The sequence below is a fragment of the Hymenobacter negativus genome, assembly GCF_016056375.1.
In the GTDB taxonomy this organism is placed as follows: Bacteria; Bacteroidota; Bacteroidia; order Cytophagales; family Hymenobacteraceae; genus Hymenobacter; species Hymenobacter negativus_A.
This window is the reverse complement of the sequence record NZ_JAEDAE010000001.1, coordinates 738,846-752,221: the sequence shown is the minus strand read 5'-3', so window position 1 is coordinate 752,221 and position 13,376 is coordinate 738,846. Positions and strand designations below refer to the sequence as shown.

Genomic DNA, 13,376 nt, shown 5'->3' with positions numbered 1-13,376 from the left:
GGGGCCGTACCTTTGCGGCAGTTTTCCTGGCCTACCGCAGGCCGCATTCCTTTTTCTCCATGCGCAAGCAAAAACCCGTCGCCGACTCGTTCGTCATCATGACCGAGCTGGTACTACCCAACGACACCAACACCCTCAATAACCTCATGGGGGGGCGCATGATGCACCTCATGGACATTGCCGCCGCCATCGCGGCCCAGAAGCACTCCAACCGCATCGTGGTCACGGCTTCGGTTGACAACGTGTCGTTTCGCGACAGCATCCGGCTGGGCAATGTGGTCACGCTGCAGGCGCAGGTGACGCGCGCGTTCAGCTCCAGTATGGAAGTGCACATCGACGTATGGGCCGAGGACATCCCGAGCGGTACGAAGCTCAAAACAAACGAGGCCTTCTTCACTTTCGTGGCCGTGGACCAAAGCGGCCGTCCCATCGATGTGCCCGAGGCCGTGCCGGAAACCGAAGCCGAAATCAGCCTTTACGAAGGTGCCCTGCGCCGTCGGCAGCTGCGCCTGGTGCTGGCGGGCCGCATGCAGCCCGCCGAAGCCCAGGAGCTGAAAGCCTTGTTCGATTTGAAATAATCGGTATAATTACTTCGGTAACTCAGCCAAACCTCCTCACCCTAACCGTCGCGCCATGTCTGCCGAAAAGCTGGCCTTTCTGCAAAATTTCTATACCGACGTGACGCTCTACGTGCCGGCCGACCCGGCGGCTGAGGAGCAGGCCACTGCGCCGCCGGCTCCGTCGGTTGCCGAGGCCGCGCCCGCCCCACCACCAACCCTTAAGCCTGAGCCAGTGGCGGCGCCCCGCGTTTCCAGCATGCCGCCGATGGCTTATAGCAAGCCCTCGGCAGGCCTGGAACGGCTTACTTCGAGTGCCTTGCACCCGGTAGCAGCGGCGGGGCCACCAGTGCCGGCGGCCCCGCGCCCGGCCCAAGCCGCCCCGGTAGCGGCACCTATGGAACCAGCTGTGCCGCCTGTCATGCGCACGCCATTCACGGTGATGGGCGACAACGCGCAGGGCGTAATCCTGCTGTTTCGGTTGCCGTCAGACCAGTTTCTCAAGATGCACCGCAACGTGTTTCTGAACAAAATGCTCCAGGCCCTCAACCTGGTGATGGCCGACGTGCTGCTGGTGAATGTGGAATCAGAGCTGCCCGTGGCGCTGGCCAACCTGCGCCGCGAGCTGGCGGCTACGCACATTGTGGCCTTCGGCAAAAACCTGCTCGATACCACCATCCGGAACACCCAGATTTACGAGCCCGTCCTGTTCCCCAGCCTCGGCCTCGCCTATCTGGCATCGGCCACGGTCGATTTGGTGGAGTATGATGTTAGCTTGAAGAAGCGTCTCTGGCCCGGCTTGCAACGCATGTTTTTGGGCTAATTTCTGGGGTACGCCCCTACTTCGTTCGCAAACAAAAAAGCCCCGTCTGAAATCAGACGGGGCTTTTTTGTTGATGCAGATGTGAGCTATTTCAGCACTTCGGCCAGCTTGGCGGACAGGGCTTCGCCGCGCAGGTTCTTGGCGATGATTTTGCCTTGCGGGTCCACCAGGAAGGACTGCGGAATGGCTTTCACGCCGTAGGCAGCACCGGCCACGCTTTGCCAGCCGGCCAGGTCCGATACGTGGTGCCAGGTGAGGCCGTCGGCGGCAATGGCTTTTTCCCATTTGCCCTTCTCCTGGTCCAGCGACACCGAATAGATGGTAAAGCCTTTGCCCTTGTCTTTAAACTGGTTATAGGCCCGTACCACGTTGGGGTTTTCCTGGCGGCAGGGGCCGCACCAGCTCGCCCAGAAATCAATCAGCACGTATTTGCCACGCAGGCTGCTCAGGGCCAGCTTGGAGCCGTCGGGCTGGGGCAGATTGATTTCGGGAGCCATAGCGCCCTGAGCGGTGGCGCGCATGGGCTCGAGGCGGGCCGTTAGCTCCTTGGTGAAGGGCGAATTTGGGTTGGCCTTGCGCTGAATGGCCGCAACGGAGTCGGCAAACAGAAATTCTTCTTCGGGATTAATGAACGTGCCCACGGCAAATCCACTGGCTACGGACGTCACATTGCGCCGAATGAGCGACTTCATTTTGGCCGTGTTGCGGCCCTGAATGGCGTAATACTCCTTCTCAATGGCCTTCATCTCCTCGGTTTTGCCGGCCTGCCCGGCCACGCCGTAGCGCTTGCTGATGTCTTCGAGCTGGCCCTTGCTGCCCTCCATCACCTGCGTGAGCTGGCGGAGCACTTCGGCATCCTTGCTGCCTTTCACACTGTAGGAATTAGGCAGGCTTTTGGCGTCGCCGCTCACTTCTACGTGGGTTTTGTTGTCGAGCAGCAGCAGCACCTGGTTGGCATCGTCCACCTTGAGCTGGTAGATGCCGGGGGCCACGGCGGCGCCTTTCAGGGAAAACTTCCCGGCGGCATCGGTTTTGGCCGTGGTTTTCTCCACAAACTGGTTGGAGTTGAGCTCGGAAAGGTGCAGCACCGTGCCGGCCGGGGCATTTTTCAGCTGGCCCGAAATTTCGTAGCCATCGGCAGCGGCAGCATTCTGGCAGGCGTTGGCCATGCCCAGCACGGTGGCAGCCAGGAAAACAGATTTTATCATGAGGTGAGGCATGTGCGTGAACTTGTGAATCGAAATGGCCAACGCGGGGCCGTTAGAGGATTGTTCCGGCAGCGAAAGCCGGAGTCGGTGGGGCAGACGGATTAAAACCGAAGCCCTTACCCGTCCAGCCCGGCGCGGAGCAGCTGGTTGGCCAGCTTGGGGTCGGCCTTGCCGCCGGTGAGCTTCATGAGCTCGCCCATGAACATGCCGGTGAGTGACTTTTTGCCGGCGCGGTACTCGGCTACTTTGGCGGGGTTGGCGTCGAGCACTTGCTGCACCAGGCCGGCCAGCTCGCCGTTGTCGGCTTGCGTGAGCAGGCCCAGGCTTTCGGCTGCGCCAGTGGCGTTGGCAGTAGGGTGCTCCAGCAGGTGCGGAAACAGCTGCTTGCTGGCCACGGAGTAGTTGATTTTGCCGGCGTCAATCAGCTCGATTATGCCGGCAAGCTGGGCGGCGTCGAGCGGAAAATCGGCCATGGTGAGGGCGCGCTCGTTTAGGTACGACTTCACGGGGCCCATCACCCAGTTGGCCGCCGCTTTGGCGTTGGGCGTGAGGCGCGAAAGGTCGTCGAAAAACAGCGCCACTTCTTTCTGGTCGATGAGCACCGAGGCGTCGTAGGAACTCAGGCCCAGCTCGCCGGTGAAGCGCGAATAGAGCTGCTGCGGTAGGGCCGGCAGCTCGGCAGCCACGCGGTGCAGCCACTCGTCCGATATCACCAGTGGGGGCAAATCCGGCTCGGGGAAGTAGCGGTAGTCGTTGAGGGTTTCCTTGCTGCGCTGGCCGTTGGTGGTGCCGCTGGCGGCATCAAAACCACGGGTTTCGCTAACCACTTCGCCGCCGGCTTCGAGCAGGTTAATCTGCCGCTCCACTTCGTAGGCAATGGCGCGCTGCACGTTGCGGAAGGAGTTCATGTTCTTCACTTCCACCTTCATGCCGAACTTGTCGGCCCCTTTCAGCATCACCGAAATGTTGGCGTCGCAGCGCAGCGAGCCTTCCTCCATGTTGCCGTCGCAGATGCCGAGGTACTCCACCAGCTTCTTGATTTCGGTGAGGTAGGCATAGGCTTCGTCGCCGGTCCGGATGTCGGGCTCGCTCACGATTTCGATGAGCGGCACACCGGCGCGGTTCAGATCCACCAGGGTTTCGGTTTCACCGGCCAGGTGCATCGATTTGCCGGCGTCTTCCTCCATGTGAATGCGGGTGATGCCAATGCGCTTGGTTTCCTCGCCTACGCGCACTTCGAGGTGGCCGTCGTAGCAAATCGGGGTTTTGTCCTGGGTAATCTGGTAGCCCTTGGGCAAGTCGGGATAGAAGTAATTTTTGCGGGCAAACAGGTTGTCGCGCCGAATCTGGCAATTGGTGGCCAGGCCCATTTTCATGGCAAATTCCACGGCCGTGCGGTTCACCTTGGGCAGGGTGCCGGGGTGGCCGAGGGTGATGACGGACAGGTTGGTATTGGGTGCAACGCCGTACTCGTTCTCGTCGGAAGAGTACATCTTGCTGTGCGTGAGCAGCTGGGCGTGAACTTCCAGACCGATGACGGGCTGGTATTTGGCAAGGGTGGCTTCGTCCATATTCTGTAAAAACGCGGGGTCCTACTGGGTATTCAGCCTTAAAGGTAACGGGTAGGCAGAAGCCGGCCCGCATGGCAGAGCCGCCAATGGCCGATTTTCGGCCCAGAAGTAGCTGAATTGGCCCGTGCCGTTATGGTCAACCGGACCTAGCGGCGCATCCGGGGGCTGCCGTAGCTGCTCGGGTACGACTGACGGCTGGGCGCTTCGAGGGTGTAGAACAGCGGCACCGTGAGGAAGCTGGTCATCACTTGGCCGTCGCGCCGGCCGGGCACAAATTGCCGTTGCAACTTGGCCACGGCCCGCAGCACGGCATTATTCAAAAAACCGGCGGTGGACTGTACCACCCGGGCATCGGTGACGCGGCCGTCGGTGGCCACGGCCAGTTCCACATCCACCTCGCGCCGCCAGCCAAATTGCACCATGTCCGGCATGTGGCGGGTGGCGCGGCGGGCGGCGGCCAGCTCCTGGCTGTTGAGGCGCACGGCTTTGGCGAGCTCCTTCAGCAGGCGCTCCTCGCCGCCGGGGTACAGCGGCAGCTGCTCGTAGGCAAAGTAGGGCACGGGGTAGCCGTTGGCGTCGTAGCAGGTACCCACGCCGCAACGCCCGTCCTGGCAGTGCTCGCGCCGTTTGAGGGTGCCATCGGGATAATAGGTCAGCAGGTCGCCGTGGCGCACCCCTCGCACGTAGTCCTCTTTCGTGCACATCTGGCCGTTCTCGTACCAGGTCGTGACGCTGCCGTAGCGCACACCCCGCACCACGTTGAGGTAGGGAATGTACTGCTTGAGCTTGCCTGACGGATAATACACCCGCGTGATGCCGCTCAGGCTGTCGCGAAACGTGGTTTCGGCGCACAGGGCCGTGCTATCGGAAGCGGTGGAAGGCTGATAGTCGGGCGTAAAAAAGCTACTGATGGGGCCGGGCGTAGCGGCCCGGGGCGCTTGCGCCTGGCCGGCCAGCGGGCCCGCCAATAAAAGCCCCAGATACAGTAAGCGTGTTTTCACCGGACAAGTAAAAAGGAGTTGAAAGCCCTAGAAACAGTGCCAGACTTTCAACTCCCCCAAATTACGCACCGGGCGGCAAAACGGCTGCCCCAGCTTACTTCAGCGGGCGCTGCAGCTGCTGCATGGCCATCATCTGCTCCAGGTTTTTGCTCATCCCTTCGTTCGAGCCGTCGAGGAAAATGACGTTGCCTTTGCCCTGCTCAGCGAAGTGCTTGATGGCTTCGGTCCACATCGAAAAATACACCAGCGAGGGGTCAAGGTTGTTTTTAGTGACTTCCTCCACAGCGTGCGCCAAACCCTTGGTCACTTCCTCGCGGAACAGCGCCACGCCCTGGCCGCGCAGCTGGGCCGCGATTTTTTCGGCCTCGGCCGCAATTTTGATGGCGTTGCCTTCGGCTTCGGCCGCCTTGGTTTTGGTGATGAGCAGGGCCTGACCTTCGTTTTCGGCGGCGGCTTTCAGGTTGTTCGAGGCCACTACTTTGGCCATCGAGCGCATGATTTCTTCGTCGAAGGCGATGTCGTTGAGCTGCAAATCAATCAGGTGGTAGCCCCAACTTTCGAGGGTGGCATCGAGCTGGTCCTTGACGTGGAGCACGATTTCGCCGCGCAAGCTCAGCACGGCGGCCTGGCGCTGCGTGGCCACGAAGGCCCGGATGCTGCCCTCCACGGTGCGCACCAGCGCCTGCATCAGGCTGCTTTCATCCACGAATTTGAAGGCCACGTTCTTGATGGCTTCCTCGCTCTGGTCGAACGCGGCGTACACCAGCATAGCCTTGAAATTCACATTAGCCTGGTCGATGGTGATGGCCTGGAAATTCAACTCCAGCGAGCGGTTCTGAATGGAAATCCGCTTATATACTGTCTCAATAAAGGGTAGCTTGAAATTCAGACCCGGCAGCATGATGCGCCGGTATTTGCCGAATACCGTGACCACCGCCACCGTACCCTGCGGCACAATGACGTAGCACAGAAACAACGTGAGGCCAACGAGAATGAGCAGCGCGAGGGCGAAGGTGGACATGATGGTGAAGCAGGAGAAAAGGTGAAAGTGAGTGGAAATGTCGCTTAAAAAAACGTAACCGTATGCCAGTGCAGCGGCGGGTTTGAGCCATGTATCGTCGGCCGACTTCGAGCATTACACCAAAACAGGCGAACATTGTCCGAAAATCGGCCAAACCATTCTCAGAACTCCGCAGCCATGGAAGCATATTTTTAAAACAAAAGGGGCAGCTTCCGCGCCGGAGCTGCCCCTTCAGGGTGTGTACCAAAGTGGTCGACTACTTATTGGGCCGCCGCAACCGCAGCTTCAGCCTTGGCAATGGCCGCGCCGAGCCCGGCTACGTTCTTGCCGCCGGCCGTGGCGAAGAACGGCTGCCCGCCGCCGCCGCCTTGGATTTCCTTGGCCAGCTCGCGCACCAGCGTGGTAGCATTGAGCTTGCCGGCCTGGGCAATTTCGTCGGCCAGCATCACGGCCAGCTGCGGCTTGCCGTCCACTTCTGCGCCGAGCACCAGCACGAGGTTGGGCACGGCCTGGCGCAGGTTGAAAGCCAGGGTTTTGAGCGCGTCGGCGCTGCCGGCCTGCACTTGCGCGGCCAGGAATTTCACCCCGTTCAGCTCCTTCACCTGGCTCACCAACTGGTCTTTTTGCTGGTTGATGCTTTGCTGGGCAAACTGCTCGATTTGCTTGCGCAGGATGGCCATTTCCTCGCCCTGCTTTTCGAGGGTGGTGAGCAGGTGCTGCGGGTTGCCGAGGGTTTCGCGCACCTGAGTCAGCAGGGCCAGCTGCTGGTCGACGAAGGCTTCGGCGGCGCCGGCCGTCACGGCCTCGATGCGGCGCACGCCCGCGCCCACGGCGCTTTCCGTCGTGATTTTGAAGTACCCGATGCTGCCCGTGTTGGCTACGTGCAGACCGCCGCACAGCTCCACCGAGTAGTCGCGGTCGAAGGTGATGACGCGCACAAAGTCGCCGTACTTCTCACCGAACAGGGCCATGGCGCCCAGGGTTTTGGCCTCGGCAATGGGCACGTTGCGGCGCTCGTCGAGCGGGATTTGCTGACGAATGCGCGCGTTCACCAGCTGCTCAATCTCGCGCAGCTGCTCGTCCGAAACTTTGGTAAAATGCGAGAAGTCGAAGCGCAACAGCTTGTCATTGACCAAAGAGCCTTTCTGCTGCACGTGGCTACCCAGCACCTCGCGCAGGGCGGCTTGCAGCAGGTGCGTAGCCGTGTGGTTGTTGCGGATAAGCGTGCGACGGGCAACATCGGGCCGGGCCAGAAATTCCTCGTTTAGCTCCTGCGGCAGCTCCAGCGTGGTGTGGATAATAAGGTCGTTTTCCTTTTTCGTGTCAATCACACGCACCTTGCTCAGCGTCGATTCCAGGTAGCCGGTATCGCCAATCTGGCCGCCACTTTCGGCGTAGAACGGGGTTTGGTCGAACACCAGCTGGTATTCGGTTTTACCCTTTTTGTCGACTTTGCGGTAGCGCAGCAGGCGGGCAGTGGCCTCGTCCTGGTCGTAGCCCACAAACACATTGGGGGCGTCGTGTTCGGTTACGGTCACCCAGTCGCTTTGCTCGGTTTCCTGGGCGTTGCGGCTGCGGCTTTTCTGTTGCTCCAGCTCCTTCTTAAAGCCTTCCTCGTCCACCGTCAGACCCTTTTCGCGGGCAATGAGGGCGGTGAGGTCGAGCGGAAATCCGAAGGTGTCAGACAGCTCAAAGGCAGTTTTGCCGTCGATGACGCCGCCGTTGGCGCGCGTGGTTTCTTCCAGCGCATCGAGGCGGCGCAGGCCGGTTTCCAACGTTTTCAAGAAGGCAATTTCCTCCTCCTCAATCACGCGCTGCACAAAGGCCGTCTGGGCTTTCAGCTCGGGGAAAATGTTGCGCATCTGCTCGGCCAGCACGGGCACCAGCTTGTAGAGGAACGGCTGCTTTTGATTCAGCGACGAAAATGCATAGCGCACGGCTCGGCGCAGGATGCGGCGAATCACGTAGCCGGCCTTCACGTTCGAGGGCAACTGGCCGTCGGCGATGGTGAAGGCGATGGTGCGGATGTGGTCGGCGATGACGCGAATGGCAATGTCCGTCTTCTCGTTTTCGGTGGCGGGCTGGTCGTTCACCGTGGCGGGCGCGGTACCGTGGTACTCCAGGCCCACTTCCTTGGCAATGAACTGAATGAGCGGCTGGAACACGTCGGTGTCGTAGTTCGACTTTACGCCCGACACGGCCATCATCAGGCGCTCGAAGCCCATGCCGGTGTCCACGCTCTGCTCGGGCAGCTTGATGAGGGACTTATCGGCCAGGCGCTGGAACTCCATGAACACGTTGTTCCAGATTTCCACCACCTGCGGGTGGTCGGCGTTCACCAGCTCGCGGCCGGGCTTGGCGGCGCGCTCCTCGTCGGAGCGCAGGTCGATGTGGATTTCGGTGCAGGGGCCGCAGGGGCCGGTGTCGCCCATCTCCCAGAAGTTGTCCTTCTTGTTGCCGGGCAGAATGCGGTCGTCGGAAGTGTATTTCCGCCACAGGTTTTGGGTTTCGGTGTCGGCGGCGGTGCCGTCCTTCTGGTCGCCCTCAAAATACGTGACGTAGAGGCGTTCTTTTTCCAGTTTGTACACCTCGGTCAGCAGCTCCCAGGCCCAGGCAATGGCATCGGTCTTGAAGTAGTCGCCGAACGACCAGTTGCCCAGCATCTCGAACATGGTGTGGTGGTAGGTATCGTAGCCTACTTCCTCCAAATCGTTGTGCTTGCCGCTCACGCGCAGGCATTTCTGGGTGTCGGCGATGCGCTTGTAGGGCGCGGGCTTGTTGCCCAGGAAGTAGTCCTTAAACGGGGCCATGCCCGAATTGATGAACAGCAGCGTAGGGTCATCCTTCACCACAATCGGGGCCGAGGGCACGATGTGGTGGCCTTTAGAGGCGAAGAAATCGAGGAACTGCTGGCGAACAGCGGAAGCGGTGGGGAGTGACATAGGAAGCGCCAACCCGAAGTTGACGGATGATGAGAAACCGTTGGATTATCTCCACCAAAGAAGCCGGCAACTGCGCATAGCTGCGAATTTTAGGCTACTTTTCGGAGTATTTGCAAAGGTAGCCATATGCCCTATAAAGAGCGCAGCATCGAGAAACAGTACTTCACCATCGGCGAAGTGGCCGCCCAGTTCAAGGTGGCCGAGTCGCTGGTGCGCTTCTGGGAAACCGAGTTTGAGGAGCTGCGCCCCCGCCGCAGCAAGAAGGGCAACCGCCTCTACACGCCGCAGGACATCGAGGTTTTCCGCACCATCTACCACTTGGTGAAGGAGCGCGGCTATACCATCCCCGGCGCGCGCGACATGCTCAAGCAGAAAGGCCCGCAGCTCAAGGATAAGATTGACGTGGTCCAGAGCCTGGAGAAGGTGCGGACGTTTCTGCTGAGCCTGAAGAAGGAAGTGGAAGCGGCGGGGAAAGCCGATTCGGAATAGTCCCGCCTCATATCCTTCCATGTCCGATTCTACCAACGACACCCTCTTCCACGAGCTGGCCCTTACGCTGCTGCCCGGCATCGGCCCACAGCTCACGCGGCAGCTGATGAGCTACGGCGGCGCGGCCAAAAACGTGCTGATGATGCCGCCCGGCAAGCTGCGCCGCATTCCCGGCGTGGGCGATGCCACCATCAAAATTCTGACCGGCCCGGAGCGCGAAAAAGCCTTTCGCAAGGCGGAAGCTGACTTGAAAAAGGCCGAAAAGGACGACGTCGAAATCCTGTTCTACACGAACAAGCGCTTCCCCAGCCGCCTCAAGCTGATTCCCGACGCGCCGGCCATTCTCTACTACCAGGGCACGGCCGACCTCAACGCGCCCAAAACCGTGGCCCTGGTGGGTACCCGCCAGGCCACCGACTACGGCCGCGAGCAAACCGAGCGCATCATTGCCGGCCTGCTGCCGCACCGGCCGCTGGTGGTGAGCGGCCTGGCCTACGGCATCGACATCATGGCGCACCGCGCGGCCTTGCAGGAAGGCCTGGAAACCGTGGGCGTGATGGCCACCGGACTGGATATCATCTACCCCGCCGCGCACCGCAAAACCGCCGAGAAAATGCGCGAGCAGGGCGGCCTGCTCACCGAATTTCCCTTCGGCACACCGCCCGACCGCTACAACTTCCCGGCCCGCAACCGCATCATCGCCGGCCTTTCAGATGGCACCGTGGTGGTGGAAGCGGCGATAAAAGGCGGCGCGCTCATCACCGCCGAGCTGGCCCTGAGCTACGACCGCGACGTGCTGGCCGTGCCCGGCAACCTGAGTTCGCCCGCTTCTGCCGGCTGTAATGCCCTCATTCGCGACAACAAAGCCGCCCTCTACGCCGAACCGCGCGACCTGGAACAACTGCTGAATTGGGACGCCGCCCTGCACCAATCGGGCAAATTCAAGCCTGCCCCCTCCTATTCCGCCGCCGATTTTACGGCCGATGAATATGGCCTGATAACGGTGCTGGCCGCCGCGCCGGGCCGCGAACTGCACATGGACGAACTGGCCTGGAAAGCCCAGCTGGCCATTCATGCCGTGGCCTCGCTGCTGCTGGCCCTGGAGTTTCGGGGCGTGGTGCGGGCGCTGCCGGGCAAGAAGTTTGCACTGGCCTAGAATAAGGACGTGTAATTTTTTCAATATCTTGTTTACAACTTCGTATTTCTGGATTTAACCATTTCAAAGATTTCTTAATGAAAGCACCCTTACTGTTTCTCGCAAGCCTGAGCCTGCTGCCCGCCGTGCTGCCGCACGCACAGGCACAAACCCTCGACCCCACGTTTGCGCCGTCGAGTGTATTCGCGCCGGGCGCGGTCGGCTCCGTGGCCGAGCAGCCGGACGGCAAGTTGGTCATCGCGGGTCGGTTCAGCCGGCTCAATGGCAGCCCGGCCTCGTCGCTGAGCCGCCTGACCGCTGCTGGGACCGTGGATGCCGCGTTTCAGCAAAATGTGGGCACCACCTCGGGCATATACGAGATTGGGCTCGCGGCCAATGGCAAGATTCTGGCCAGCGCGGGCGGCGGCAGTGTCACAGCGGGCGGCCTCACCCGGCCCGGCCTGGTGCGGCTCAACGCCGACGGCACCGGCGACGCCACCTTCAACCCCGGCACGGGGCCGGCGGGGTCGGTTGTTTACCTCGATGAATTTCTTTCGCTCCCGAATGGGCAAACCATCGTGGTGGGCACTTTCGATACCTTTAACGGAGCAACGGTCAACAACATTGTGCGCCTCACGGCCACCGGGGCCGTGGATGCCACCTTCAACACGGGAACCGGCGTGGCCGGCACTGGCTATACCGAGGTGAACACCATTGTGGCCCTGCCCAGCGGCAAGTACCTCATTGCCGGGCAGTTCACCTCCTTCAACGGCAACCCCTGCAACGGCCTCGCCCGTCTAAATGCCGACGGCAGCTTCGATCCTAGCTTTTCGACGAACCTGGGGGCCGATTCTTACATCGTTAACGTGCTGGTGCAGCCCGACGGCAAAATTCTGCTAACGGGCTCGGTTTACGTGGGGGCGGCCACCACCGGCCAGGGCCTGGCGCGGCTCACCGCCACCGGCGCCCTCGACACCGGCTTCACGCCCCCGGCTTTCCCGGATTATGACGTGTACTCGTTTTCGGGGTCTTCCATTCAGCTGCAACCGGACGGTAAAATCCTGCTTATCAGCAACCAGGGCGTGGCTAGTGCCGGCGTGGGCCGCGTAGCCCGCCTGAACACCAACGGCACCGTGGATGCCACCTTCCAGGTGGGCACGGGGCCATCTAACGTGCCCAGCGCCATCACTTTGCTGGCCAATGGCAAGCTGCTCGTGGCGGGCAGCTTTACCAATTTCAACGGCCTGGGCGACCGTCCGCTGGTGGAGGTGACCAGTACGGGCGCATTGGACCAAGCTTTTCAGCCCGTGCTCCAGAATGCCGGCATCGTGCTGGCGATGGTGCGCCAGGCCGACGGCAAAATCGTGGCAGGCGGCAACTTCTCGGAAATCAACGGCCAGCCGATGCGCCGTCTGGCCCGCTTCAACGCCACGGGCAGCCTGGATGCCACCTTCCCCTCCCCGAACCTGGAAAACTCCGTGACCGACCTGGCCCTGCAGCCCGACGGCCGTCTGCTGGCCGCCGGCCCAAGCTTCCTGAAGCGCTACCAAACCACCGGCGCGCTGGATAACACCCTGACGGCCAGCTTCAACAGCAGCAATGTAAAGCTGCTGCTTCAGCCCGACGGGCGCATTCTGGTGGGCAGCACCGCCCTTAGCATTAACAACACCGGGGGGTCGGTGGGCATCATCAGCACGGGCTTTATGCGCCTGCTGGCCGATGGCTCTATCGACAACTCCTTCGCGCCGAATGGGGCGGGAGCCAACCGCTTTATTGGGTTCACGGCCATGACCCTGCAACCCAACGGCAAGATTTTGGTAGCGGGCCGGTTTGTGGCCGGGGCGGCCACTGTAGCCATTCGCACGGTGATGCGCCTGGAAAGCACCGGGGCGCTGGATGCCAGCTTTGCCGGAGCCGAGTTTACGGGTGCCCTGCCTACTGTGAACACCCTGACGGTGCAGCCCGATGGCAAAGTGCTGGCCGGCGGCTCCTTTACGGGGTATAGCAACACGGCCCGCAGCAACGTGGCCCGGCTCAATGCCGACGGCACCCTGGATACCGGCTTTGTGCCGCCCGTCATCAACGGCATCGTTAATAAACTGCTCGTGCAGCCCAACAACCGCATTCTGGTGGCCGGCAGCATCAATGGCACTGGACTGCCCAGCTACCTGACGCGCCTGCTGAGCACCGGCACCGCCGACAACTCCTTTGGGGCCTCGGCGGTGCCCAACTCTTCTGTGAATGCGCTGCTGATACAGCCCGACGGTGCCATCGTTATAGGCGGCAGTTTCACGGCCATTGCCGGGCAGACCTATATGGGCCTGGCCCGCCTCACGGCCAGCAATGTGCTGCACGTGCAGGCCCCGCAGGCCGTGGCCGCCCGCACCCAGGCCTGGCCCGTGCCCGCCCACACCGCCCTCACCGTGGCCCCCGACGCCAGCGCCCACCCCCAGGCCCTCGACCTGCTCGACGCCCTCGGCCGCGCCGTGCGCCACCTCGAGCTCAACGGCGCCGCGCCGGCCTCGCTGGCCCTCGACAACCTGCCCGCCGGCACGTACCTGCTGCGCGTAACCTACGCCGAAGGCGCCGTGACCCGCCGCGTGCAGGTGCAATAGCCCTGCCTTATTCA

The 13,376-nt window shown here is 61.6% G+C and carries 10 protein-coding genes; 5 read left to right on the top strand and 5 right to left on the bottom strand.

Annotation, left to right across the window (positions count from 1 at the left end):
• The first annotated feature begins 59 nt into the window (after positions 1 to 59).
• Together I7X13_RS03270 and I7X13_RS03265 are read left to right on the top strand one after the other, a co-directional pair.
• Positions 60 to 578, top strand: a complete 519-nt coding sequence (locus I7X13_RS03270; RefSeq protein ID WP_198068335.1) for an acyl-CoA thioesterase — start codon at positions 60 to 62, stop codon at positions 576 to 578.
• A 55-nt stretch (positions 579 to 633) separates the two neighbouring features.
• Complete coding sequence (locus I7X13_RS03265) at positions 634 to 1,380, top strand: hypothetical protein (protein WP_198074338.1); 747 nt, start codon at positions 634 to 636, stop codon at positions 1,378 to 1,380.
• An 86-nt stretch (positions 1,381 to 1,466) separates the two neighbouring features.
• Here the strand turns inward: I7X13_RS03265 and I7X13_RS03260 are convergent, their stop codons facing one another.
• The 5 genes from I7X13_RS03260 to alaS form a co-directional block, all read right to left on the bottom strand.
• Positions 1,467 to 2,588 carry a TlpA disulfide reductase family protein gene (locus I7X13_RS03260; RefSeq protein WP_198068333.1) on the bottom strand — a complete coding sequence of 374 codons (1,122 nt, stop codon included), beginning with the start codon at positions 2,586 to 2,588 and terminating at the stop codon, positions 1,467 to 1,469.
• 116 nt (positions 2,589 to 2,704) lie between these two features.
• The gene (gatB, locus tag I7X13_RS03255) at positions 2,705 to 4,159 is read right to left on the bottom strand and encodes an Asp-tRNA(Asn)/Glu-tRNA(Gln) amidotransferase subunit GatB (protein ID WP_198074337.1); all 1,455 of its coding nucleotides are present in this window, start codon (positions 4,157 to 4,159) and stop codon (positions 2,705 to 2,707) included.
• A gap of 146 nt (positions 4,160 to 4,305) precedes the next feature.
• Positions 4,306 to 5,160, bottom strand: a complete 855-nt coding sequence (locus I7X13_RS03250; RefSeq protein WP_198074336.1) for an energy transducer TonB — start codon at positions 5,158 to 5,160, stop codon at positions 4,306 to 4,308.
• Positions 5,161 to 5,254: 94 nt separating this feature from the next.
• A complete protein-coding gene (locus tag I7X13_RS03245; protein WP_198074335.1) occupies positions 5,255 to 6,181 on the bottom strand; it encodes an SPFH domain-containing protein in 927 nt (308 codons plus the stop codon).
• A 260-nt stretch (positions 6,182 to 6,441) separates the two neighbouring features.
• Positions 6,442 to 9,123: an alanine--tRNA ligase gene (gene alaS / locus I7X13_RS03240; protein WP_198074334.1), complete on the bottom strand. Its 2,682-nt coding sequence runs from the start codon at positions 9,121 to 9,123 to the stop codon at positions 6,442 to 6,444.
• Positions 9,124 to 9,249: 126 nt separating this feature from the next.
• On the opposite strand from alaS, the gene I7X13_RS03235 reads away from it, so the two are divergent.
• The 3 genes from I7X13_RS03235 to I7X13_RS03225 all read left to right on the top strand — a co-directional run bounded on the left by I7X13_RS03235 (position 9,250) and on the right by I7X13_RS03225 (position 13,362).
• Positions 9,250 to 9,612 (top strand): MerR family transcriptional regulator, encoded by a 363-nt coding sequence (locus I7X13_RS03235; protein ID WP_198074333.1) that lies wholly within the window; start codon positions 9,250 to 9,252, stop codon positions 9,610 to 9,612.
• Between the two features lie 19 nt (positions 9,613 to 9,631).
• Positions 9,632 to 10,768: a DNA-processing protein DprA gene (gene dprA / locus I7X13_RS03230; protein WP_198074332.1), complete on the top strand. Its 1,137-nt coding sequence runs from the start codon at positions 9,632 to 9,634 to the stop codon at positions 10,766 to 10,768.
• Positions 10,769 to 10,845: 77 nt separating this feature from the next.
• Positions 10,846 to 13,362, top strand: a complete 2,517-nt coding sequence (locus I7X13_RS03225) for a T9SS type A sorting domain-containing protein (RefSeq protein WP_198074331.1) — start codon at positions 10,846 to 10,848, stop codon at positions 13,360 to 13,362.
• Positions 13,363 to 13,376: the final 14 nt, after the last annotated feature.

Bases quoted from the DNA above. Each gene is read 5' to 3' on its own strand.
- I7X13_RS03270 (WP_198068335.1), top strand. From the start codon at position 60: ATGCGCAAGCAAAAACCCGTCGCCGACTCGTTCGTCATCATGACCGAG.
- I7X13_RS03265 (WP_198074338.1), top strand. From the start codon at position 634: ATGTCTGCCGAAAAGCTGGCCTTTCTGCAAAATTTCTATACCGACGTG.
- I7X13_RS03260 (WP_198068333.1), bottom strand. From the start codon at position 2,588: ATGATAAAATCTGTTTTCCTGGCTGCCACCGTGCTGGGCATGGCCAAC.
- gatB (WP_198074337.1), bottom strand. From the start codon at position 4,159: ATGGACGAAGCCACCCTTGCCAAATACCAGCCCGTCATCGGTCTGGAA.
- I7X13_RS03245 (WP_198074335.1), bottom strand. From the start codon at position 6,181: ATGTCCACCTTCGCCCTCGCGCTGCTCATTCTCGTTGGCCTCACGTTG.
- alaS (WP_198074334.1), bottom strand. From the start codon at position 9,123: ATGTCACTCCCCACCGCTTCCGCTGTTCGCCAGCAGTTCCTCGATTTC.
- I7X13_RS03235 (WP_198074333.1), top strand. From the start codon at position 9,250: ATGCCCTATAAAGAGCGCAGCATCGAGAAACAGTACTTCACCATCGGC.
- dprA (WP_198074332.1), top strand. From the start codon at position 9,632: ATGTCCGATTCTACCAACGACACCCTCTTCCACGAGCTGGCCCTTACG.
- I7X13_RS03225 (WP_198074331.1), top strand. From the start codon at position 10,846: ATGAAAGCACCCTTACTGTTTCTCGCAAGCCTGAGCCTGCTGCCCGCC.